General features: G+C 63.7%; 21 protein-coding genes. 10 read left to right on the forward strand and 11 right to left on the reverse strand.

What is annotated here, in order from left to right; genetic code table 11:
- Positions 1-12: 12 nt before the first annotated feature.
- Positions 13-780: an AraC family transcriptional regulator gene (locus JHL16_RS06030; protein ID WP_348647176.1), complete on the reverse strand. Its 768-nt coding sequence runs from the start codon at positions 778-780 to the stop codon at positions 13-15.
- Positions 781-866: 86 nt separating this feature from the next.
- On the opposite strand from JHL16_RS06030, the gene JHL16_RS06035 reads away from it, so the two are divergent.
- Positions 867-1,289, forward strand: coding sequence for a VOC family protein (locus JHL16_RS06035; protein ID WP_200183979.1), 423 nt, complete (start codon positions 867-869; stop codon positions 1,287-1,289).
- On the opposite strand, the gene JHL16_RS06040 is transcribed toward JHL16_RS06035, so the two are convergent.
- On the reverse strand, positions 1,259-1,945 hold the full coding sequence (locus JHL16_RS06040) for an ArsR/SmtB family transcription factor (protein ID WP_200183980.1): 687 nt from the start codon (positions 1,943-1,945) through the stop codon (positions 1,259-1,261). The two genes, JHL16_RS06035 and JHL16_RS06040, sit on opposite strands and share 31 nt — an antisense overlap.
- 62 nt (positions 1,946-2,007) lie before the next feature.
- On the opposite strand from JHL16_RS06040, the gene JHL16_RS06045 reads away from it, so the two are divergent.
- Positions 2,008-2,511 (forward strand): DUF2938 domain-containing protein, encoded by a 504-nt coding sequence (locus tag JHL16_RS06045; RefSeq protein WP_200183981.1) that lies wholly within the window; start codon positions 2,008-2,010, stop codon positions 2,509-2,511.
- A gap of 1 nt (position 2,512) precedes the next feature.
- On the opposite strand, the gene mdlC is transcribed toward JHL16_RS06045, so the two are convergent.
- Together mdlC and JHL16_RS06055 are read right to left on the reverse strand one after the other, a co-directional pair.
- The gene (mdlC, locus tag JHL16_RS06050) at positions 2,513-4,096 is read right to left on the reverse strand and encodes a benzoylformate decarboxylase (RefSeq protein ID WP_200183982.1); all 1,584 of its coding nucleotides are present in this window, start codon (positions 4,094-4,096) and stop codon (positions 2,513-2,515) included.
- 82 nt (positions 4,097-4,178) lie between these two features.
- Positions 4,179-5,078 carry a LysR family transcriptional regulator gene (locus tag JHL16_RS06055; protein ID WP_200183983.1) on the reverse strand — a complete coding sequence of 300 codons (900 nt, stop codon included), beginning with the start codon at positions 5,076-5,078 and terminating at the stop codon, positions 4,179-4,181.
- Positions 5,079-5,209: 131 nt separating this feature from the next.
- On the opposite strand from JHL16_RS06055, the gene JHL16_RS06060 reads away from it, so the two are divergent.
- Genes JHL16_RS06060 through JHL16_RS06075 form a run of 4 tightly spaced genes read left to right on the forward strand, consistent with a single transcriptional unit; the run spans position 5,210 to position 9,993 of the window.
- A complete protein-coding gene (locus tag JHL16_RS06060; protein ID WP_200183984.1) occupies positions 5,210-6,046 on the forward strand; it encodes a VOC family protein in 837 nt (278 codons plus the stop codon).
- A gap of 41 nt (positions 6,047-6,087) precedes the next feature.
- A complete protein-coding gene (locus JHL16_RS06065) occupies positions 6,088-6,945 on the forward strand; it encodes a fumarylacetoacetate hydrolase family protein (protein ID WP_200183985.1) in 858 nt (285 codons plus the stop codon).
- Positions 6,945-8,522, forward strand: a complete 1,578-nt coding sequence (locus JHL16_RS06070; protein WP_200183986.1) for a bifunctional 3-(3-hydroxy-phenyl)propionate/3-hydroxycinnamic acid hydroxylase — start codon at positions 6,945-6,947, stop codon at positions 8,520-8,522. Before JHL16_RS06065 ends, JHL16_RS06070 begins: the two co-directional genes overlap by 1 nt.
- 19 nt (positions 8,523-8,541) lie before the next feature.
- Positions 8,542-9,993 carry an aldehyde dehydrogenase gene (locus JHL16_RS06075; protein WP_200183987.1) on the forward strand — a complete coding sequence of 484 codons (1,452 nt, stop codon included), beginning with the start codon at positions 8,542-8,544 and terminating at the stop codon, positions 9,991-9,993.
- On the opposite strand, the gene JHL16_RS06080 is transcribed toward JHL16_RS06075, so the two are convergent.
- Positions 9,981-11,162 carry an aminotransferase-like domain-containing protein gene (locus tag JHL16_RS06080; RefSeq protein ID WP_200183988.1) on the reverse strand — a complete coding sequence of 394 codons (1,182 nt, stop codon included), beginning with the start codon at positions 11,160-11,162 and terminating at the stop codon, positions 9,981-9,983. The genes JHL16_RS06075 and JHL16_RS06080 overlap by 13 nt on opposite strands.
- 104 nt (positions 11,163-11,266) lie before the next feature.
- On the reverse strand, positions 11,267-12,280 hold the full coding sequence (locus tag JHL16_RS06085; RefSeq protein WP_200183989.1) for an AraC family transcriptional regulator: 1,014 nt from the start codon (positions 12,278-12,280) through the stop codon (positions 11,267-11,269).
- A gap of 88 nt (positions 12,281-12,368) precedes the next feature.
- Here JHL16_RS06085 and JHL16_RS06090 point away from each other — a divergent pair, with 88 nt between their 5' ends.
- Complete coding sequence (locus tag JHL16_RS06090; RefSeq protein WP_200183990.1) at positions 12,369-13,712, forward strand: aminotransferase class III-fold pyridoxal phosphate-dependent enzyme; 1,344 nt, start codon at positions 12,369-12,371, stop codon at positions 13,710-13,712.
- Positions 13,713-13,759: 47 nt separating this feature from the next.
- Positions 13,760-15,160 carry an APC family permease gene (locus tag JHL16_RS06095; RefSeq protein WP_200183991.1) on the forward strand — a complete coding sequence of 467 codons (1,401 nt, stop codon included), beginning with the start codon at positions 13,760-13,762 and terminating at the stop codon, positions 15,158-15,160.
- Here JHL16_RS06095 and JHL16_RS06100 read toward each other — a convergent pair whose 3' ends face one another.
- On the reverse strand, positions 15,161-16,486 hold the full coding sequence (locus JHL16_RS06100) for an aspartate aminotransferase family protein (protein WP_200183992.1): 1,326 nt from the start codon (positions 16,484-16,486) through the stop codon (positions 15,161-15,163).
- 133 nt (positions 16,487-16,619) lie between these two features.
- On the opposite strand from JHL16_RS06100, the gene JHL16_RS06105 reads away from it, so the two are divergent.
- Entirely contained in the window at positions 16,620-17,777 is a 1,158-nt protein-coding gene (locus tag JHL16_RS06105) for an amino acid ABC transporter permease (RefSeq protein WP_200183993.1), read from the forward strand.
- Entirely contained in the window at positions 17,778-18,878 is a 1,101-nt protein-coding gene (locus JHL16_RS06110) for an amino acid ABC transporter permease (protein ID WP_200183994.1), read from the forward strand.
- Here the strand turns inward: JHL16_RS06110 and JHL16_RS06115 are convergent.
- The 4 genes from JHL16_RS06115 to JHL16_RS06130 form a co-directional block, all read right to left on the reverse strand.
- Positions 18,866-20,479: a N,N-dimethylformamidase beta subunit family domain-containing protein gene (locus tag JHL16_RS06115; protein ID WP_200183995.1), complete on the reverse strand. Its 1,614-nt coding sequence runs from the start codon at positions 20,477-20,479 to the stop codon at positions 18,866-18,868. The two genes, JHL16_RS06110 and JHL16_RS06115, sit on opposite strands and share 13 nt — an antisense overlap.
- 66 nt (positions 20,480-20,545) lie before the next feature.
- On the reverse strand, positions 20,546-21,238 hold the full coding sequence (locus JHL16_RS06120; protein ID WP_200183996.1) for an N-acetylmannosamine-6-phosphate 2-epimerase: 693 nt from the start codon (positions 21,236-21,238) through the stop codon (positions 20,546-20,548).
- A gap of 35 nt (positions 21,239-21,273) precedes the next feature.
- Complete coding sequence (locus JHL16_RS06125) at positions 21,274-22,170, reverse strand: N-acetylmannosamine kinase (RefSeq protein WP_200183997.1); 897 nt, start codon at positions 22,168-22,170, stop codon at positions 21,274-21,276.
- Positions 22,171-22,361: 191 nt separating this feature from the next.
- Positions 22,362-23,516, reverse strand: coding sequence for a GNAT family N-acetyltransferase (locus JHL16_RS06130; protein WP_200183998.1), 1,155 nt, complete (start codon positions 23,514-23,516; stop codon positions 22,362-22,364).
- Between the last annotated feature and the right edge of the window lie 95 nt (positions 23,517-23,611).

Consider the following 23,611-nt stretch of genomic DNA (forward strand, 5'->3'; position numbering starts at 1 on the left):
GCCGCATCCAATTCAGCGAGCTGGATAAGGGGCTTTCGCAGCCGGCGTCAGCCCGGTGAGACGGCGACTTTCGCGCACCAGATGCGCCTGGTCGGAGTAGCCGGCATCGAGCGCGAGAAGGGCGGTGGGCACCTTTGGTGAGGTACGGCGCAGGCTCAGAAAGCGCTGATAGCGCAGGATGCGGTCCAGAGTCTTCGGGCCATAGCCGAAATTCTCATCGAAGCGGCGCCTGAGGCTCCGCTCGCTCATCTGCAGTGCGCGGGCAAGCCAGGGGATGAGCGCCACACCTGCCGGCGCGCCTTGCATGATCAAGGTGAAGGCGGCGTGCATGACCATATCGCCAGAGGGATGCTCAACTCGATCCGCAAGCAAGGCGCGCTCAATATCTGCGGCATCGCGGATGCTCTTCGCCAGACGACGGGCCCGCACACCCCACAGATCTTCGAGCGCCACCCGCCGGCTGGTGATCTCCGACACCGGCAGGCCCAGCCAGGCATGGGCGGCACCGGGGTGAAAGCGGAATCCGATGATTTCGGTTCCCGCCGGAATGATCTCGGTTTGCGGTTCCTTGTCGGGACCGGCAATACGCAGGGCGCCACCGATCCATTGCAGGTCGATCGTGCCGTCGGGTGTTACGATGACCGGCGGCGCCGCGGCCTCGGGCATGCGATGGCTCCACACCGCGGCAAAAACAGTGCGCAATGCAGGAGCGACCGGCCGCTCATGGAACTCGCCAACCGCAGCGGCGGGCGCTGCCTCCATCGGTTTATGCGCAATCATGAGGGCAGTGTAGCATTGGCCGGAATATTCAAGAAATGCCGGGCGAGGTCGGGCCAGAATGGCGCGATATCAAAGGAGTTCACATCATGAAACCCAGAATCAGTGTCCTGACGGTCGGTGTCGATGATCTCGAAGCCGCATTGCGTTTCTATCGCGATGGCTTGGGTCTGCCGACCGAAGGGATCATCGGCCAGGAATTCGAGCATGGCGAGGTCGCCTTCTTCGACCTCGCACAGGGTTTGAAATTCGCGATCTTCCCCCGCCGCGACATAGCCCATGATGCGGGCATCAAGGAGACGCCGCGCAGCCCGACGGAATTCACCATCGGTCACAATGTAAGAAGCGGGAGCGAGGTCGATCAGGTGATGCGCCAGGCGCTCGCCGCCGGGGCGCGTCTCGTCAAGCCGGCGCAGAAGACTTTCTGGGGCGGCTATGCCGGCTATTTCCAGGATCCCGACGATCACCTTTGGGAGATCGTCTACAACCCGGCTTTGCTGCCCGAGGATTGAAGCGAGGAAATTGCGAGGCCCAAGGCCTGCCAGCCGGGCAATCCACTGTCGAAATGCCGGGCCTTGTACCCCAGGGCGGATAAGGCCCGGACCGCCTCGGCGGAAAGCGCGCAATGCGAGCCGCGGCAATAGGCAATCACTTCCTGATCTTTGCGCAGCTCAGCGAGCCGGCGCGCGAGTTCTGGAAGCGGGATGTTGACCGCGCCCGGCACATGGCCGACCGCATATTCTGTTTCGGCGCGCACATCGAGCAAGGTGACGCTGTCTTCGCGCATCCGGCGCAGAAGCTCCTCGGCGTCGATCGCCTCGAGCCGGTCGGGCCGCGAGCGGCTGTCGGCGATGAAGGTGGCGAGCTGCTTGTGGTTGAACTCGGCCTGTGCCTTGAGAGCGGCGAGAAGCGGGGCAATCGGGCCATCGCTCAGCCGATAGAAAATGCGCTTACCGTCCCGCCGAGTCGTGACGAAGCCGGCGCGTTTGAGATGCTGGAGGTGCTGCGAGGCATTGGCCAGGGAAAGGCCGGCGAGTTCGGCAAGCCGCTCCACCGAATGCTCGTTTTGCGCGATGAGATCGAGCAGCTGCAGGCGATGCGTATGACCGAGGCTGCGTGCCAGTTCGGCCAGTTCAGCAAAGAAGGGAAGGGACGATGCTTCGCTCATTGACAGAAGCCTAACCGATCTGCTTCAATCATTCAATAAAGTAATTGAATGAAATGGATATCATGAATGAAGCCTTTGAATTTACTGCTTATTCGCTTGTTATTGGTACTGGCGCGACGGTTCTGATCGACCTCTGGGCGCTCGGCGTGAAGAGGCTTCTCGGTATTCCTTCCATGAATTGGGGACTGGTTGGCCGCTGGATCGGCCATATGCCGGCGGGCCGGTTCGTTCATGACGGGATTGGCAGGGCGACACCCATCACGGGCGAGATCGCGATCGGCTGGATCGTGCATTATGCGATCGGCATTGTCTTCGCCGGCATCCTGCTGGCCATCTGGGGGCTCGATTGGGCCCGTCAGCCGACTTTGCTTCCGGCCCTTCTTGTCGGCTGGGCGACGATGGCAGCGCCGTTCTTCCTCATGCAGCCGGGCCTCGGCCTGGGCATTGCCGCCGCCAAGACACCGAAGCCGATGATCGCCAGGTTCCGTAGCCTGCTCACGCATACGGTGTTCGGGCTTGGGCTCTATCTCGCAGCGTTCGCAGCGTTGTCAGTCGGCATGTCTTAAATCAGAAAAGTGCGGCGATCTCGCTGCCGACATTCACCTCGATCAGCATCGGCCCTTCGCTAGCGAGTGACTGACGAAAGGCTCGGTCGAGTTCTTCGGCGGTTTCCGCCAAAGCGGCGGGACAGCCGAGAGCGCGCGCCAGGGCGACGAAGTCGATGCCCTCCACATCGATGCCGGGAATATCGCTGATCTGCATCATCCGGCTGAAAGCGCGCATGGCGCCATAGCCGCGATTGTTGAGGATGACATAGGTGACGGGGAGCTTCTCTCGTGCCGCGCTCCACAGGCTCTGGATCGAATACATTGCGGAGCCGTCGCCGATGAATGCCACCACCCGGCGCCGTGGACGGCCGAGTGCGAGGCCTGCCGCGGCGGCCAGGCCGAAGCCCAGCCCGCCGCTCGCCATCGCATGGAAGCCTTGTTCCTTGCCGATGGGCAGAAAACGTTGGATCGCCGTCTTATGCGATGGGGCTTCCTCGACAAAGACCGCATCCTGTGGCGCGAGGCCCGCAAGGATATGAACCGCAAGTTCGGGAGTGAGCGATATGCCGGCCGGCGGCGCGGAGATCGGATCACGGGCCTTCGATGCCGTGGCGGGCCGGTGTGTGATGAGGCGCGCCAGGGCCGGTACCGCGAGCCGCAAGGACGCGATAAGCGACGTGGCGCGCGGCGAAGCGACAGCGGATCTGGGATCATCGGTGATCTGGAAAAGCGGAGGCAGCTGCGCCAGGACCGCCAGCCCATCGGGAACATGCAGCAGGAAGGCCGGCCCACCGAGCATCAGGATGCAATCATAGCGCTCCAAAGATTTGGCGAGCGGCCCCGAGGCGGCGGGAAGGAAGCCGGCGAAGCGTGGGTGATCTTGCGCGACGCCGTCGCGGCTGATCATCGGCGCCGCCCAGACGTCGGCGTCGAGTTGCTCGACGAGGACCGTCACTTCATCCTGCATGTTCTCGCGGCCGACGCCAGGCCCGAAAACAATGGCCGGCCGGCGTGACGCTTCGAGTGCGCGAGCGATCTGGGCGAGGCCCTCAGGATCGGGCGCCAGGAGGCGGCTCTTCGGCCTGAGCACGACAGGTTCGGCGGGCTTGTCCCAGTCATCGGAAGGGATCGAGACGAAAGTAGGACCGCATGGGGCTTGCATGGCGATCTGCCAGGCTTGCGCGATGGCGAGCGGCACATCCTCGGCACGCGCCGGCTCGATCGCCCATTTCACATGCGGCTTGGGAAACTCCGCGGCATGCTCGGCGCCGAGAAAGGGTTGCAGAGCGAGCAGGGAGCGCGCCTGCTGGCCGGCGGTGATGACGAGCGGCGTCTGGTTCTTATAGGCCGTGAAGATGGCGCCCAGCGCATGGCCGACGCCGGCCGCCGAATGAAGATTGACGAATGCGGCGCGACCGGTCGCCTGCGCATAGCCGTCGGCCATGCCGACGACGACCGATTCCTGCAAGCCCAGCACATAACGGAAGTCGGATGGCCAGTCGGCGAGAAACGCCAGTTCGGTCGAACCCGGATTGCCGAAAACCATTGTGACGCCAAGCTCGCGCAGGAGCGCCAGCGTGGCTGTTCGTACTGTCGATCGCATTCATCCTCCCGCTTCACGAAAGGGGAGGAAAACTCCGGGGGGCGCGCGTCGTCGAGTGGTTTTTGAGCAAACGGGCTTGTTATCAATGCAACAACGCGTGCTTCAGTCCCGACAAGGCCGACTGCGTCTCGGCGCCGTTCTTCGTCGCGAGGAAGATATCGCAACGCGCCCAGTCGTGGTCGAGCGGGATCGAAGCGAGGCCGCGCTTGGCGATCTCCGCCGCCGAAGTCCCGGCCGGCATCACCGTGATGCCGAGCCCGCCTTCGACGACGCGGCAGGTCGAGGCGAAGTCGTTGACATCGATGCCTTGGCGCAGATGCACGCCGGTCCGCTGCGCCATGACGGCGATAAGGTCGGCAATCATCGAGGCGCGGGGCATGATGAGCAACTCGTCGGCGAGATCGTCAAGGTGAACCTCGAGCCTCTGACCGAGGCGGTGATCGCGCGGGACCACCGCGGCGAGCCGGTCGGAACGGTAGAGCGACAATTGCAGGCTAGGATAATCGAGAGCCCCCAGCACGATGCCGACATCGGCCTGGCCTTCGAGCAGACTTTGCGCGATAGCGGGGCTCGTCTGCTCGACGACCGAGAGATGGACATGGGGGTTGCTTGCGAGATAGCCGCGCAGTTGCTCCGGCAACTCGCCGAACAGTACGGGCCCCGAGACCGCGAGCCGGAGATCGACCACAGCGCCGCCTTTCAACCTGTCGATATCGGATTTGAGAAGATCGAGACCCTCGGCCCGGGCGGCGGCATGGCTCGCAATGGCGAGCCCGACAGGTGTCAGTGTGAGGCCATTGGCCTGGCGGTTCAGGACTTCGGCGCCGAGTACATCTTCGAGCTTGCGGATACGTCGGCTCGCGGCCGACGGCACGATATGCACTTCTTCGGCAGCACGCGTGAGATGGCCGTGCCGGCCGATGGCCGCGATCAGCCGCAGGGTGCGCGGTGTCAATTGATCATCCAGCATTTCACGTCGCATCAGAATCCTCCCGGAATGGCGCATGACGATTTGAGAAGGGCGGTTGCCAAAATTTGTAGTTACAAAAATCTCAAATATTGATAATTTAAGCAAGTTAAAAGTTCCAATTATCCGAATTCTAAGGAGTTGAGATGTCGCTGACCGCCGTCCGGGCAGGAGCTTATTTGCATCATGTCGCCTTCGAGAGTGCTGATCCGCGCGCGCTGGCCGAGTTCTATGCCGATGCGATGGATATGACCGTCGAGCAGGTTGGACCTGAGGAATGGCGCTGCAGCGGTCCCGCCCGCCGCTTCGTGGCCAAGAAGGGAGAGGGCCGGAAGCTTGGCTATGCAGGTCTCGCCTGTCGCGACGCCGAGGGGCTTGCCGAGCTCCGGGCGCGGGCCGAAGCCGAAGGCCTCGTGATCCTGGCAAGCCCGTCACCCTATTTCGAGGACGACGCCTTCGCGGTGCAATCGCCCGATGGTCATGTCATCTGCTTCGGTCTGGCGAAGCCCGAGACGGCGCAGGCGGGGCTGAAGGGGCCGACCCAGCATCTCACTTTTGCGACCTTCGATGTCGAGGCCTTTCAGGACTTCTTCCATGGCAAGCTCGGTTTCGCGCTCTCCGACAGGGTCGTGCACAAGGATGGCAAGCTCGCCACGTGTTTCGTGCGCTCCAATCACGAGCATCACACACTCGCCTGCTTCAAATCCAATCGCCAGGGCGTCGACCATCACAGCTACGAGGCAGGCGATTGGAATGTCATCCGCGACTGGTGTGATCGCTTCGCCGCACGGCGCATTCCCCTGATGTGGGGACCGGGACGCCACGGACCGGGCAACAATCTCTTCATCTTCATCGAGGATCCGGACGGCAACTGGATCGAGGTCTCGGCCGAGCTCGAGGTCGTGCACGACCGGCCGGTGAAGGACTGGCCGCAGGAGCCGCGCACGTTGAATCTCTGGGGCAAGGCGATCATGCGCTCCTGATTGGAGCTGCGCGTGGACGGAAATCTATCGAGGACAAGACTATGAGATTGATCAGCTACACAAGATTGGGGCAGGCGGGCTTCGGCGCGCTGACGGAGGGCGGCGTGATCGCTCTCGCCGGACGTCTCGATCGCACCGTCGCCACCCTCAAACAGGCGATTGCGGGCGACCTTCTGCGCGAGATCCGTTCCTTCGCCAAGGATCGTCCGGCCGAGCTCGCGCTCAGCGACGTGACGCTTCTACCGGTCATTCCGGACCCGGCCAAGATCCTCTGCATCGGCCTCAATTATGAGACGCATCGTCATGAGACCGGGCGTGCTGTCGCGCAGTATCCCTCGGTCTTCACCCGTTTCGCCGACACACAGATCGCGCATGGCGAGGCCATCGTGAAGCCGGACGTCTCCAATGCCCTCGATTACGAAGGCGAACTCGCCGTGGTCATCGGCAGGGGAGGCCGCAACATCGCCGAGAAAGACGCCATGGCGCATGTGGCGGGTTATGCCTGCTACAATGACGCGACGGTGCGCGACTGGCAGCGCCATACGCATCAATTCACGCCGGGCAAGAACTTCCCCTCGACCGGCGCCTTTGGACCTGCTTTGGTCAGCGCCGACGAGGTGGCCGATTACACGCGACTGCCGATCGCGACGCGGGTCAATGGCGAGACGGTACAGAGCGCCACGCTGGCCGACCTCATCTTCCCCATCCCGCGCCTCATCGCCTATTGCTCGGCCTTCACGCCTCTCAGCCCTGGTGACGTGATCCTGACCGGTACGCCGGGAGGCGTCGGCGATCGCCGCGAACCGCCAAGCTATCTCAAGGCCGGGGATGTGATCGAAGTCGAGATCGGCGGCATCGGCCGTCTCGTCAACCGCATCGAGAACGAAGCCCGCATCTGATGGAAGGGCTCGAAACCGATGTGCTGATCGTCGGCGCCGGGCCGACGGGATTGACGCTCGCCAATCTTCTCGGCGGCTTCGGGGTAAGGACGCTGCTGGTCGAACGCAATGCCTCGACCGTGGACGAGCCGCGTGCGGTGTCGATCGATGATGAATCGATGCGCACCATGCAGGCGATCGGCCTCGACAAGGCGGTGCTGGATATCGTCGCCCGCGCCTATGGGTCGCGCTATATGTCGCCAGGCCGCAGGATCTTCGCGAGCGTCGATCCCTTGTCGCAGGAATATGGCTTCGACAAACGCAATGCCTTCGAGCAGCCGGTGCTCGAAAGGATCCTGCGCGAAGGGCTCGATCGTTATCCCCATGTCGTGCAGCGTTTTGGCGAGGAGTGGCTGTCCTTCTCCCAGAACGAGAGCATGGTCATGGCCGACTTCTCGTCCGGGCGCAGTGTTTCGGCCAAATACCTGGTCGGCTGCGACGGGGGACGCTCTGCCGTGCGCCGCACTCTCGCGGTCGAGATGGAAGGTTCGACTTTCGCCGAGCGCTGGCTGATCGTTGATCTGGTCAAGACGGAAAACCGCTTCCGCCATACGGAAGTCTTCTGCAATCCGGCGCGGCCTTGCATCTCGCTGCCGGGGCCGCGCGGCATCCGGCGTTATGAGTTCATGCTGCATCAGCATGAAAAGGAGGAGATGGCGACGGAGGAGAGTTTCGTGCGCCGGCTCCTGAGCGAGGTGGGCCCTGACGAGCATGCAGTCTTTCGGCGGGTACGGGTCTATACGTTCCATGCCCGCATGGCCGAGAAATGGCGGGAGGGCCGTGTCCTCCTTGCCGGTGATGCGGCGCATCTTTCGCCGCCTTTTGCCGGCCAGGGCATGAATAGCGGTTTGCGCGATGCGCATAATCTCGGCTGGAAGCTTGCCGCTGCGGCGCGTTCCCAGGATTTGCCCGCGCATCTGCTCGACAGCTATGAAGCTGAGCGCAAGCCCCATGCCGGACAGATGATCAACCTCGCCCTGCGTATGGGACGGGTGATGATGCCGTCCTCCGGCGCCAAGGCCTTGCTGACCCGGATGTGTTTCCGTCTGCTCGGACTTTATCCGCCGGCACGCGATTATGTGGCGCAGATGCGATACAAGCCGAAGCCGCGCTTCGAGCGTGGACTGCTGTGGCCGGATGAACATCCGCAGGAGCGGACGCTGGTTGGCCGCCTGTTCCCGCAGCCGGTCATCGAGGACGAAAATCATCGTCGCCACCGGCTCGATGATGTCCTGGGGCCGGGGCCGGTGCTGATCCTCTTCGCCGAGCGGCCGGAGGAGGAGATCGCCAGCGTTGATCTGCACGCCCTCCAGAAAGAAGGCATCGGCATCATCGGCCTGACGCCGGAATATATGAATCCGGTTGCTGACGCGTTCCCTGTCTTCCGCGATGTCTCACGGTTTACGAGCGCCAAGCCGTTCCGGACCTATCGCGACCATGCCTTCCTGCTCAGGCCCGACCGCTATGTCGCGGCGGCGGCTCCACTGACCAGGATCGAGACCTTGCTGCCTCAGGCGGCTTTGCTGCGCGCCGGCTGACTTTTAACGGGAGGAAAACATGTTCGAACCAGATCTCATCATCGGCGGCAAGCGCATGGGCGCGGAAGGTTGGCGCAGCTTTATGCGCGCCAATCCGGTAAGCGGCGAGGCTGTGTCTCGCGCGGCGTCGGCCGGTCACGCCGACGCCGAGGCGGCGGCGCGGGCGGCACAGGCGGCATTTCCGGCCTGGGCGGCGCTGGCGCCGGGCGAGCGTCGTGCCAGGTTGAATGCGGTGGCCGATATCATGCTGGCGCGGCACGATGACTTCGTCGCGCGCATGATGGCCGAGACCGGCGCGACGCGCGGCTGGGCCAGCTACAATGTCGCCGAAGGCGCCAACATGTTCCGCGAGGCGGCGGCAATGGTGACCCAGATCAAGGGCGAGGTCATTCCGACCAACGTTCCCGGCAATATCGCCATGTCGGTGCGCCAGCCGGCGGGCGTCTGCCTCGGCATCGCACCGTGGAACGCGCCGATCATCCTCGGCGCGCGCGCCGTGGCGATGCCTTTGGCCTGCGGCAACACGGTGATCCTCAAGACCTCGGAAACCTGCCCGGCCACGCATCATCTCATCGGCGAATGTCTGCTCGCCGCCGGTCTCGACAAGGGCGAAGCCAATGTGCTGCACGCGTCCGCTGAAGACACGCCGGCCGTCGTGGCAAGCCTTATCGAACATCAGGCGGTGCGGCGGATCAACTTCACCGGCTCGACCAGGGTCGGCCGCATCATCGCGCAGAAAGCTGCGGCTGAACTCAAGCCCGTGCTCCTCGAACTCGGCGGCAAGTCGCCTTTGGTGGTGCTCGAAAGCGCTGATCTCGACAAGGCGGTCGATGCGGCGATCTTCGGCGCCTTCATGAATCAGGGTCAGATCTGCATGTCGACCGAGCGTATCGTGGTCGATGCGAAGGTCTCGCAAGCCTTTGTCGAAAAATTCTCCAAGCGCACTCTGGCTTTGACGGCGAAGGATCCGGCGCTAGGCGAGGCCGAGCTCGGCGCCATGGTGAGCGAGCCGGCGGCGGCGCGTATCGATGAGCTGATCGCCGACGCGCATGCAAAGGGAGCCGCCATCATCACGAAGGGGGCTCGCCAGGGCACCATCATGCCGGCGACTATCGTCGATCAAGTGACACCCGCGATGCGTATCTATGCGGAAGAAAGCTTTGGGCCGGTGACCACGGTCGTTCACGCGCAGGATACCGAAGACTGTATCCGCATCGCCAATGACACAGGCTATGGCCTGTCGGCGGCGGTCTTTGCCGAGGATATCGCGGAAGCTACTCGCGTGGCGGGACAATTGCAAACCGGCATCTGTCATATCAACGGACCGACGGTGCATGACGAGCCGCAAATGCCCTTCGGCGGCACCAAAGCCTCGGGCTTCGGCCGCTTCGGCGGCAGTGCCGGCATCGACGCCTTCACCGAGCTCCGCTGGATCACCATCCAGTCCGGCCCGCGTTTCTATCCGTTCTGATCATATTCGTCGAAGGCACGGGCGAGACGCCTGACGCCTTCGGCGATCCGTTCCGGCGCCGCGGCCGAGAAGCTCAGGCGCAGCGTGTTCGCACCCGAGCGGTCGGGCGTGAAGGCGGCGCCCGGCACATAGGTGACGCCGAGCTTGGCGGCGTGTTCCAGGAGTTTCGCCGTGTCGATATGCTCAGGCAGCGTCAGCCAGAAGAAGAAGCCGCCTTGCGGTACGCGCCAGGCGCCGCGATTGCCGAAATGCTGGCGCAGCGCTTCCGCCATGATATCGCGCCGGATCCGATAGGCGGCCTGGACACGCGCCGCGAAGGGTTCGAGGCCGTGCTCCAGCAGCCTGACGAGGCCCGCTTGCGCGAGCGAGTTCGGCTGCAGATCTTCGGTCTGCTTGAGGAGGCCCATCTTTTCGATGAGGACGCGAGGACCCGCGGCCCAGCCGACGCGCAAGCCGGGCGCAACCGATTTGGAGAAGGTGCCGAGGTAAAGTGTGTGCGCCTCCTCGATCGAGCGCGTCTCGGTGTCGAGCGCGAGGAGGGAGGGCAACGCGTCGCCGTCGAAGCGCAATACTTCGTAGGGATCATCCTCGACCAGCACCGTATCCAGCCGGTGTGCCAAAGTGACGAGCTCACGCCGCTGCTCGACGGAAAGCGAAATGCCGGTCGGATTCTGGAAATTCGCCATGGCATAGATGAGCGCCGGCCGTGTGGCGGCATCAGCCTTGGTCACATCGGCCAGGCGTGCGCCATGCGCCAGGAACACTTGCAAGGCGCCTGGATAGGTCGGCACTTGCACCAGCACCGTGTCATCGGGGTCGACGAACACCTCCGAAGCGAGATTGAGCGCCTGCTGGGCGCCATTGGTGAGCAGGATGTTGTCAGGTGCACAGGCGACGCCGCGTTTATTCATGTGTTCGGCGACGAGACGGCGCAGCATCGGATCGCCCTCGCTCGGCCCATATTGCAGGGCGCTGCGCGCGGAGGTCTCGTCTGTCAGGATGGCATCGAGCGCCTCGCGCATGAGAGCTACGGGAAACAGCGAGGCATCAGGCTCGCCGGGGCCGAAGGGGATCGAATCCGTGGCGCGCGGAAATTCCGAGAGAGAGCGGATCGCCGAGGGGATGGCGCGTCGCGCGTGCTGGGAAAAATGGTTCGACCAGTCTGTCATGGGATAACCGTAAAGAAGCTGCGGAGAAATCTATCCTCAACTGTGGGCACGAGCCGGCCTCTGTCAAACATCTTTGCGACAAACGCCATTGCCAGGGAGGCAAGTCACGGCCGCGGCTTTGCGAACCGCCGTGGCGTCTTGCCGGTCCAGCGCCGGAAAGCGCGGGTGAGCACGGCGCTGTCGGCATAACCGAGCGCCTGAGCCACGTCGCTCACGCGAGCCTTGGGCTTGCGCAGGCTCGCTTCGGCGACGCGCCGGCGCGCCGCGCGCAGCAGGCCGGTGAAGGTGACGCCTTCTTCATCGAGCCGCCGCTGCAGGCTACGCACCGACAGGCCGAGATCGGCGCTGATGGTGGGAAGCCCGACATCTCCGAGCCCCATCCGGTTGACGATGGCATTGTCGACCTGGGCGCGGATGGAGAGATACGTTTGGCGCTCCTTGGAAAGATCGCCGAGATGACGCTCGATGAAAGGCCACAGGCTGTGATCCTGAGGCGTGAGCTTGGAAGCGAGATCGCTCTGGGTGATGACGAGGCGGTTGATCGGCTCGCCAAAGCTGGGGAGACTGCCGAAGATCTTGCGATAGGCCTTGAGATCGTGAGGCGCCGGATGCTCGAAATGCACGGCAAGCGGCCGCCAGTCGCGTCCGAGCACCGATTTGAGCTGCTGAAACACGATGCTCAGCGTGAGCTCGGCATCCTGGCGCCGCGCCCGGATGCGCTCGTCGGTGATGCGATAGATATAGGCCTGCGCGCCGGGGCCGAAGGCTACGACGCCGGTATGGGCGGCATCCTGCCAGGCCGCCATCAGCCTCACATATCGGCGTAGCGCCTCGCCGACCGTCCTCGAGGCGCTGAAGATGAAACCTGCCGGACCTTGCTGGCCGCTCGACACCGTCTGCCCGACCTTGAGGCCCAGCGCTTCATCGCCGGTCTGCAGGGCGGCATCCTCGCAAAAGCCGACGAAGCGGTGGAGAGCGACCAGCGCATAGGGATTGCTCAGCGTCGCGCCCGAAAAGCCATAGCGGCGCAGCAGCGGAGCGGGATCGCAGCCGGCTTTTGCCATCTCCGTGACGACGGCGGAAATCAGGCTGGCGCGGATCATCGGTAAGGAAGCCATGGCATAGAATATCAATTTTTTGGCATGAACTGCAAGGAGGGCAGAGTGCTCTTCCCCGATAGTGGCGGCACAGGCGAGGGATGAATTCATGTTGAAAGCCGCAGGCCAAGCACATCCGCAATGGTATCCGATGACGGCGCCGGTCGAATTCGCCGGTCATGGTCCGCTGATCATTGCCGAAGGCGAGGGTGTGTGGATCACCGATCAGGCGGGCCGGCGTTATGTCGACGGGCGGGGCGGTCTTCTGAATGTGAATGTCGGCCATCGTCGCCCGGAAGTGCGTGCCGCCCTGATCGAGCAGTTCGACCGGATCGCCTATTATCCCTCATTCGATGGAACCGCGACGCCGGTGTCGATCGCTCTCGCCGAAAGGCTGCTCGAGCTGACGGCGCCTGAGGGCATGGCGCGTGTCTTGTTCGGCAGCGGCGGCTCCGATGCCGTCGAAACGGCTCTGAAAGTCGCCCGGCAATATTGGAAGCTCGAGGGAGCCGCGGCGCGCACCAAATTCATTTCGTTGCGCAATGCCTATCACGGCACTCATTTCGGCGGCACATCGCTCAACGGCAATGCCGCTTTCCGCGAGGCCTATGAGCCGTTGCTGGCCGGTTGCCATCAGGTCGAGACACCCTGGCTCTATCGCAATCCGTTCACCGATGATCCGGAAGAGCTCGCCGCCATCTGCGCCACACTGCTCGAGCGCGAGATCCTCAATCAGGGACCCGACACGGTCGCTGCTTTCATCGCCGAGCCGGCGCAAGGAGCGGGTGGCTACATCGTGCCGCCGGCGAGCTATTGGCGGCGCGCGCGCGAGGTCTGCGATCATTATGGCGTGCTGATGATCGCCGATGAGGTCATCACGGGCTTCGGCCGGCTCGGGGACTGGTTCGGCTGCCGGCTGTGGGGCGTCAGGCCCGATATCATGTGCCTGGCGAAAGGTTTGACTTCAGGCTACGTGCCCCTGGGCGCGACGCTCATCAACCAGCGCATCGCCGAGGCCTGGGAGCGCGCCGACACGCCGGCCGCCCATATGCATGGCTACAGCTATTCCGGCCATCCTTTGGGCTGCGCCGCCGCTTTGGCGGTGATCGACATTACAGAACGCGAGGCCCTGGCCGACAATGCCGCGCGCGAAGGAGCGCGTCTTCTCGCGCGGCTGCAGGCCTTCAAGGACCGCTTTCCTCTCATTGGCGATGTGCGCGGCAAGGGCTTGATGATCTGTCTCGATCTCGTCACCGATCGCGCCAGCAAGGCGCCGGCGTCGCCGGCGGTGGCGCGGCGCATCGCGGATCTGGCGCGCCAGGCAGGCGCGGTGCTGCGCCCGGCCGCCAACTACATCGTGATCTCGCCGCCACTGACCTTAGGCGCGACCGAGGGTGACATCATCCTGGCGGCGCTCGATGCCGCCTTCACGGCAACAGCCATGGACAATTGAGCAAACCAAAAGCGGGACAAACTCGCTTAAAGAAAGGGGAGAGAGACATGACACATCCGACAGCCATTCCGGCATCGTCCCAATCCTTGCGGGCGGGCGCGCTCGGCACCCCGGCCATCGTTTTCCTGGTGACGTCGGCGGCAGCCCCGATGGCGGCGATCGCCGGCAGCGGCTCACTCGCCATGTTGCTTGGCAATGGCGCGGGCGCGGCGGGCGCCTATGTGCTGGCGGCGCTTTGCCTGATCGTCTTCTCGGTCGGTTATACCGCCATGGCGCGCCATGTGCCGGAAGCCGGCGGCTTCTTCAGCTTCACTTTGCGAGCTGCCGGTCGCGTGCCGGCCGGCGCCACCGCTTACCTCGCCTTTGTCGGGTACAATGCGCTGCAGATCGGCATCTATGGCCTGTTCGGTGCCGCCTGCGAGATGCTGGTGACGGCCGAGACCGGCCTGGCGTTGCCGTGGTGGGTTTATTCGGTAATCGCTCTTCCGGTGGTCGGCGCGCTGGGCTACCGCCAGATCGATGTTTCGGCCAAGGTGCTGGGTGTGCTGGTACTACTCGAATTCATCGTCGTCGGCTTTCTCGATCTGGTGATCGTCGGCAAGGGCGGGCCGGCCGGCGCCTTCACCCTGGCGCCGCTCGCCCCTGAATATGTGATGGGCGGCTCGCTGGCGATCGCTCTGCTCTTCGCCTTCAGCACCTTTGTCGGCTTCGAGGCGACGACGATCTACAGCGAGGAGGCAAAGAATCCCGAGACCACGATTCCGCGCGCCACCTATCTCTCGGTTCTGCTGATCGGTGTCTTTTACGCCTTCACCGCGCTCTGCATGATCAATGGCGGCGGGCTCGGCAATATCGGCAATGTGCTGGGCGGCATGAACGATCCGACCGATTTCCTCTTCGTGCTCGGCAACGACTATCTGGGGCCGAGCTTCACGCGGCTGATGCGCGTCCTGTTCGTCACCAGCGTCTTCGCGTCCTTGCTCGCCTTCCATAACAATGTTGCCCGCTATGCTTTCGTGCTGGCGCGCCATCGCCTGCTGCCGGAGGCGCTCTACCGCACGCATGCGGCGCATCAGAGCCCGCATCTCGGATCGCTGCTGCAGAGCGCCATCGGGGCCGTGGTGCTTCTGGCTTTCATCCTCGCCGGCGCGCATCCGATCCTGGCTCTGTTCTCCTGGCTCATCAATACCGGCACGCTGGCGATCGTCGCGGCGATGACCGTGACCTCCTTTGCCATCGCGCTCTTCTTCTCGCGGCGGCAAGACGGCAATCGGATGACCACGGTGGTTCTGCCGGTGATCGCGGGCCTCGTTCTCGCGATAATCGGCGGCCTTGCGGCGTTGCGGTTCGACATCCTGGTCGGAACGGGTGGGCTGCTGGCGGTTGTGTTGCCGTTGCTGGTCTTGGTGACCGCGGCAGTGGGGGCGCTGATCGGCGCCCGCCGCTGATCAGACGATGTTTTCAGCCTTCAGTCTGAGCAAGGCACGTTCCATGGCGAGGCCCAGTTCCTCGATATCGACCTCGTCGTGGATCGCCGAGAGGAAGCCGCTGCCGCGTGAGGCGATATCGACGCTTTCGAGGATCATCGCCATGCGGAGCGATTGCAGGAGCTTCACCGGGCGTCCGGCATAGAGGCTCATGGGAAGGGTGGAAAGATCCGCGCCGTCGGGAGCGTCAGGCAGGATATGGAAGGATGAATATTGCCCGTAGACACGCCAGGGAACATTCACGCGTCTGCAGGCCTCATCCAGGCGGGCCCGGGCCTTCGCCCCATTGGCTGTCGCGATCGCACAGGCGTTGGTCGTTGCGATTTCGCCGATCGTTGCGACGGCCGCCGAAGCCGTCACCGGATTTCCGGTGAAAGTGCCCTGATGCAATACCTTGTTCTGCGCCTGGGTGCGCGACAGCACCGACATCATTTGCTCTGATCCGCAGACGACGCCGCCGGGCAGGCCACCGGCGGCGACCTTGGCGAGACAGGTGAGATCGGGTTTGAGATCGGACAGTCCCTGGAAGCCGGCCAGTCCCAGGCGGAAGCCGGTGATGATTTCATCTAGGATCAACGGCACGTTGTGCGCCTGCGCGGCCTGGGCGGCAGCGATCACGAAGTCATTGTGGGTCGGGACCATGCCGAAATGCGAGCCCAGCGGCTCGAGGATCACCGCGGCCAGCTCGTTTGCATGAGCCTGGATCGCCGCTCTGATTTCGCTCTCGTCGTTGGGCGCGACGAGAATGGTGTTGCGCGTGATCTCGGCCAGGATGCCGGGAGCAGGCGAGCCGTCATGATGGCTCGCATAACCCGACACGGCGAAATCATGCCAGCCATGATAGTGGCTGCGCACCCGGAGGATCTTGGCCCGGCCGGTGAAGGCGCGCGCGATCCGGATGGCGAGAAGCGTCGCCTCGGTACCGCTGCCGGTGAAGCGCACCCGCTCGGCCGACGGGACATGCGACTTGATCGCTGCCGCCCAGGTCACCTCCTCAGGCGTATTGGCGGCGAATTGCACGCCGCGCGCCGCCGCCTTCTGGATGGCGCTGGTGACCTTTGGATGGCAGTGGCCGAGCATCAAGGAGCCATGGCCGCCGAAGAAGTCGCGATATTCATTGCCGTCGACATCCCATTTCCGTGTGCCGGCACCCCGCGTGATGGCGATGCCGTAAGGCTCGAAGGACCGCGTGTCGGTGGTGATGCCGTCCACAAAGACCTGGGCGGCTTGGGTCGCCAATGCGGCGGAACGGGTGGTTTTCGCGAGATAATCGTCGAGGAGGGTCATGAGCGGACTAGAGGCAAGCCGCGCGGCGAAGTCGATTGACGTTTGAGCATTGGGACTTCGCCCTTCTGCAATGGTCTTGCTTAGACATTCCAATAGGTTGTCCGCGACCCTTCCAGTATTTTCGGAGCTTCCGTTGCCGCGCACGTCCCCTCCCGCATGGTATCGCAATCCCGCCATGCTGGGCCGTCTGGCGCAAGGACTGGCGGTTGGCCTCGTTGTGCTGGTGCTGGTGCTCCTGCTGCGCAACGCCGCCGCGAATATGGGCAGCCGCGGCCTCGTGATCGACCCGGGCTTTCTGTGGACGACGGCGCCCTTCAATATCGGCTTCTCGCCCTTCATCAATTTCGTGCGCGGCAATGGCGTCTATTGGCAGGTCTTCGTCATCGGTGCCGGCAACACTTTGCTGGTCGCCGCCGCCGGCATCGTCTCGGCAACCGTGCTCGGCACGATCATTGGGGTAATGCGGCTTTCCACCAACCTTCTGGCCCGGCGTCTGGCCTCCGCCTATATCGAGACTTTCCGCAACCTGCCGCTTCTGCTGCAGGTTTTCTTCTGGCATTTCATCGCCATCCTGCCGCTGCTGCCGGCGCGCAAGGAGAGCTGGATCCTTGGCTCAGCCGGACTGGTCAATCGTGAAGGCGTGTTTCTGAGCCGGATCAGCTTTGCCACTCCTGGTCTAGCCTGGCTTGCGCTCGTCGTGGCAATCGCCGCGATCATTGTGTTGCTGCGGTGGGGCAGGGCTCCGGAACGGACCGGCCGCGAGATCATGACGGTCGCCATCGTCAGTTTCGGTGTCGTGGCCGGGCTTGTCTGGTTCGCGGCGCCGGCCTTCGATCCGCCGCGTCTCGAACGGATGGGAGTGGCGGGCGGCTTCTGGATTCCGGTCTCGCTTCTGTCGCTCTGGTGGGCCTTGACCGTCTCGACCGCCGCCTTCATCGCAGAAGCTGTGCGCGCCGGCATCATCGCCGTGCCCAAAGGCCAGCGCGAGGCATCGAAGGCGCTCGGCCTGTCGCGCTTCCAGTCGTTGCGTCTCGTCGAGATGCCGCAGGCCTTGCGCATCATCATCCCGCCGACCATCAGCCAGTATCTCAATCTCTTCAAGAACTCATCGCTGGCGGTGGCGGTGGGCTATGACGACATCGTCAATATCTGGATGGGTGCGACGCTCAATCAGACGGGCCAGGCCATCATCATCATCGCCGTTACCATGGCGTTCTTCACCACCGTCAGCCTGCTGACCTCCTTCACGATGAATGCCTACAACAGTCGCGTCGCGATCAAGGAGCGTTAGATGCCGGCTCCCTCACGCGACACGAGCCTGGTAAGTTGGCTCAAGCGCAACTTTTTCGCCACACCGGCAAGCGCCGTTTTCACACTGGTGGCCTTGGCGGTGCTCGCCTGGACGCTGCCCGGCCTCATCGATTGGGCGCTGATCAAAGCCACCTGGAGCGGCAATGATCGGACATTGTGTGACGCCAATCCGCAAGGCGCCTGTTGGACAGTGATCCGCATGCGTTTCATCCAGATCATGTTCGGGCTCTTTTATGGTGGCCATCCCGACCAGATCTGGCGTCCGCTCCTCGCTTTCAGCCTGCTGGTGCCGATTGCCGGCCCTCTGTTCGTAAATGGATATCGGCACAAGGGCTGGCACCTCCTGGCGCTCGCCACGCTCTATCCGCTGCTCGCTTACGGCCTCATCAACGGCCGTCTGTTCGGCCTCGTCGAGGCGCCGACCTCGCAATGGGGCGGATTCATGCTGACCTTCGTACTCGCGAGCGTCGGCATCGTCGCGTCGCTGCCGCTCGGCATCCTGCTCGCCATCGGCCGGCGCTCCAGGCTGCCGGCGATCCGCATCATCTGCGTCACTTTCATCGAGGCTTGGCGCGCCAATCCGCTGATCACCGTGCTGTTCATGGTGGCCAATCTGCTGCCACTGTTCTTCCCTTCCGATGTCGATCTCGACAAGGTGGGACGCGCTCTGGTGGCGATCACCTTGTTCCAGTCAGCCTATACGGCGGAAGCGGTGCGCGCCGGCCTTGCCGCCATCCCCAAGGGCCAGTTCGAGGCGGCACATGCGCTGGGGGTGTCGACCTTCACTGCCTATCGCCTCATCATCCTGCCGCAGGCATTGAAGATCTCCATTCCCGGCATCGTCAATTCCTTCATCGAATTGTTCAAGGACACCTCGCTGGTGGCGATCATCGGCCTGTTTGACTTCCTGCGCATGGCGCAGGTGGTGCTGCGCAGCCCCGAATGGCGCGGCTTTGAATATGAGGCCTATGTCTTTACCGCACTCGTCTATTGGGTGATCTGTTACGGCATGTCGAAATACAGCCAGGCGCTGGAGCATCGGCTCCATCGCGGCCATGCCAATGATCTTCAGACGAGATAGCGGTCGAGCACGTTGCGCGTCACTTGCATGACCATGTCGTCCTGGCGCAGCAGCCCCGCCACCCATTCGCAGGTGCCAGCATGGAAAACTTCGCCCCGGCCACGGCGGAAGTTCACGATCATGCCTGTGCCGCGTTTCGTCGCCTCGACTGCCGCCGCATCGCTGCTGCCTTTCAGAACGGAGGCGACATATTCGGCATCCTCAGTTCCCAGAAACACCTTGCCCGGCACGATGGTCGGGCCTTCCTCGATGGTCGAGGAGAGACCCAGCGCCAGTATCTCGATTCCTTCCGGCGCCTGTTCGCCGGGGGCGACATAGGGAAGGCCGCCGCGGATCTCGTAATCGAGCCCATCGACCTCATAGCCGAAGATGCAGGAGCGGGCGCCCAGCACATCGCCATAATAAAGGCCGGTATCGGCAAAAGCCCAATGTTCCGGCCGATAGATGGGAAAGCCCTTGGGCCCGCGCGGTGAGCAGCCGGACCAGCCGGTATAGAAGCCGCGCGTTGCATTGAGGCCGAAAGTCGATGAGCCGGGCCGGCCGATTTCGCGCGCTTCCCAGGCCTCGGTCACCAGATGACGCGGGCCGGTCTGCATATAGGGATCGTTCTTCGTCGCCAGATATTTATGACAGATCTGGGTGCGGCCTTCGTTCTCGAGCCTGATCTGCCACAGGAAATTGCCGGCGAAACGGGCGATGCGGCCGCCCTGGTCGACATAGGCGTCGATCGCATCGCGCATCTGCCAGGACCAGTATTCGTCATGGCCGACCATCACCAGGCAGGAGTAGGCGGAGATGATCTCGGGCCTGAAATGCAGATCGGTCTGCGAAATGACGTCGACCTGATAGCCGGCATCTTCCGCCCAGCGCATGAAATGACGCTCATAGCTCGCCCAGCCGGCGGACGCATATTTCTTGCTGTAGCCGTTTGAATAGGCCCATTCCATATGCGGATAGCGGGGTTCGGCCATCCGGGCCGGCGGCTCGGTCAGCACTGGGCGCGGCGCATCGGGCGGCAGTGTCACGAACCCCTTGGCGAGCGGCCGATGGAGGCTGAGCTCGGCGGAGAAGAGATCGCCATTCGGGCCGGTGTAGCCCTGATAGTGATTGGAGCCGCCCCAGTCATTATAGGCGGTCCAGGTCGCGGTGGCGGCGATCAGGAGTAGCCGTCCGGGCGCCTGCGTTTTAGGGATGGGCCGGACGATCAGCAGATGATCATGCGTGTCGGCGACGGCGCTGTCCTGCAGGGCCTGGGTGCGGACGATATAGACACCTGAGGGCCAATTGGCGCCGATCTCGAACTCCAAGGCAACCGGCCAACCGCAGCCCTTGATGGAGCAGTCCTGAGGAATCGGGTGAAGCTTGCCCGGCAGGCCACGGCGTTCGAGCACGGTCTCCGGCCGAAGGCCGTCACGCAGGATGATAAGATCATAGGACCTGGCGTTGGTGCAGCTGTGCAGCCGCACAGGCTCGCCGGGCGCGTAGGAGAGCGCATCCGTATAGGACCAGATGCGCGTGCCTGTGAGGGCGTTGGCGTCCGGCCGCTCGGCATAATTGCCGAGCACGGCCTGCGCGCGCCATTCTTCGGAATCATTCGTCATTGGTTCAGGCTACGCGTAGCGCCTGAAACGCGCCAGCTGGACGATTCCCGACCTTGACGGACGTGCTCATGACTTTGCTTGCGGGCTCTGATTAAGATGATCGATGAAGCGGCGGGTGATGACATCAGGCCGGGTGATGGCCGAGCCGACAACGACGAACTGGGCGCCGGTCTCAAAGGCGCGCTGCGCTTCTTCGGGCGTCCAGATCCTGCCCTCGGCGACGAAGGGCAGAGCGCGTTTGGCGAGATCCTGCATCAACGCGTAATCAGGCCCGTCGAGCTGACGTGAGTGATCCGTGTAGCCGGCAAGCGTGGTGCCGACGACTTCGGCCCCGGCGCCGAGCGCCGCCTCGGCTTCGGCGAGCGTTGAAATGTCGGCCATTGCCGCAAGACCGCGCGCATGGATGGCTTGGCAGAGGGCAGGGACCGTCTCGGGCCGCGGCCGGTCGGTGGCGTCAAAGGCGATGATGTCGGCGCCGGCATCGGCGAGCGCTTCGACCTCCTGCACGCGGCTGGTGATATAGACCGGGCTGTCCGGCTGGCTGGCCTTGACGAGGCCGATGATCGGGACGGAGACGGCGGCGCGCACGGCGCGCACATTGTGGATGCCCTGGATCCGGACGCCGGCCGCCCCGCCCAGGAGGACCGAGCGCGCCAGTGCTAACATATAAGACTCGCCGTCGAGCGGCATGCCGGCATCGGCCTGGCACGACACCACCAGTTTGCCGGCCAATTCTGTGAGCACCGCGTATGACCGCATGGGTTCCCCCGTTTCTGTGGAGTCCGTCAAGAGAATCATGACTGAAGAAATTTCTCGTCTAACAGTGCCGCGACCCCCAGCAGGCTGGCTTCGGCGCCACCGCGGGCCGGTTCGATCGGGCGGCGATAGACCGGGGGCAGGCGCTCCATCGTGTCGCGCAGGCGGTTGAGGAAGGTCGGCACCAATCCGACCCCGCCACCCAGGCGGATGACATCGAGATCGAGGCTCGCAACAAGATCGGCGATCATCGCGGCGAGGGCACTCACCGCATCCTCGATCACCTTGCCGCACTGCTCGTCCCCCTGATACGCCGCCGCGAAAACGGCGGGCGCGCTCATGTCCCGGCCGGTGACGTCACTGGCGCGCTTCGCTATGGCAGTGCCGGAGGCGATCATCTCGACACAGCCGCGCCGGCCGCAGCCGCACAGCGGCCCCGACCAGTCGACGGTGATATGGCCGGCATGACCGGCAAGTCCGTGGTGGCCCGTCTGCAATTGCCCGTCGAGAACGATGCCGGCGCCGATGCCGGTCGATACGGTGATGAAAGCGAGACGCTTGGCCGTGCCGCTCATGGACCGGCTTTCATGGAAGGCGGCGGCCTGCGCGTCATTGACGGCAAGCGGCGCCACGCCGACCCGCCGCCTGAGCGCCGCGACGATCGGATAATTGTTCTCGACCGGCAGGGTGCCTGGATTGAGCGCGGTGAGACAACCATCGGCGACGATGCCGGTGGTGGCGACGCCGAGCCGCGCCGGCTGCGCCGTGATCTTGCGCACTGTAGCGGCGACGGCATCGGTGAGATCGCTGCCATGGCCGGTGCGGGGCGTGGCGATCTGATGGCGCTCGCTGATCGCGCCGTTTTCGACGCGGGCGACGGCGATTTTGGTGCCGCCGATATCGACGACGACGGTCGGCTCGGTAGTTGCGGTCACTGACGGACTCCGCGGTCACATCGATGACGCCGCGCCGTGCCGCGTCGGCCTTGAGGATAGCGGAAATCAGGGCGTCGACAATAAGAAGCTGGCTGACCCTGGAGGGGAGGGTCATCGGCGGGCGCGTCGAGTGGTTGGTGATGCCGATCACCGTGCATTTGCTGGCGCGCACCGCTCACATGCGGTTCCTCTCAGAAATGTTCGGCCGACCAGGGTGCCGGTCCGGCAAAGATCAGGTCGCACAAGGCAATCGAGGCGGCGTCGCCAGTGAGGCGCCCGGCGCGGGCGAGGAAGCTCGCCGAGCGATAGCTCGTGAACAACGTTGCGAGATCGATCGCCTTCAGGGACACGCTGGCGCGGCCGCTTGGCTCAGCGACCGTCGCTTTGCCATTCGAAATCACCACGCCGAAGCGCGTTTGTGTTTCGCCGATCAGTGTGAAATCGAGCCGTGCATCCGGGCACGTATAACCGCGCGCCGCGAGTGCCTGTCGCGGATCGATGAGCTTCGCCATGAAATCTTCCTGATGCAGGAGCTTCCAGCCTTTGTCCGGCATGGCGAAGATGAGATCATCATTGGGCGCGCCATGCCAGTGCATTTTCGGATAGACCGAGCGGAAGCCGCCGAGAAAGGCGAGGATCGCTTTCGCCGCAGCACCATCCCGCGCGTGCCAGTCGCGTAAGCTGAGGCAATTTTCGTCCGCGGTGTCGATCAGGACATAGCCGCGGCTGACATCACCGTCGACCGCATAGGCAGCGAGCGCATGGCGGGGCTCGCGCAGAAGCTCGCGCCAATGCGATTCCGTCCGGTCGAGAAGGCCGTTATGGATCGCCCCGCGTGTCGATGCGGCTCCGCTCAGGCACTGCGCAATGTCGCCGGTCACCGCCTGGAAGGTGATATCTTTCATGCGCGGCGGCAGGGCGGCGGTCTCGGCCTCATAGATGATCTCGGAACCCGCCAACTCGTAACCAGCCTTGCGATAGACGGGTCGCGCCGAAGCGAAGAGGGTGGTCATCACCGCGCCCTGCGCCAAGGCTTCCGCCTCCAACTCGCCCAGTAGCTGGCGCGCCAGGTCATGTCCGCGCCACTGCGGCGCGATGGCGATATGGCAGATATTGGCGGCCGGCACGCTCCGCCCGCCGAGAAAATGGCCGGTGCGCACCAGAGCGGCGACGGCCGCGACGCCTTGCGCACCCGCCAGCACCCGAAAATCGGAAAGCCCGATATTCTCAGTATACTCGGCGGCTCTTTCCGGCGAAAAGCCGAAGGCGAGCGCCAATTCACGGACAATGGCTGGCCGGTCGGCGGGGACTGCGGGCTGATAACGGAAGGATGATTGCGCCAGCATGAAGAAAACTGCTTAACTGATATTGAGTGACGAATTACTTAGCGGTTTGACGGGGGAGCGCAAGGTCGGTGGCCGTGATGGCGGCTTTCCTATCG

Origin of the sequence: Taklimakanibacter albus (assembly GCF_016595235.1) — a bacterium.
Taxonomy (GTDB): domain Bacteria; phylum Pseudomonadota; class Alphaproteobacteria; order Rhizobiales; family Aestuariivirgaceae; genus Taklimakanibacter; species Taklimakanibacter albus.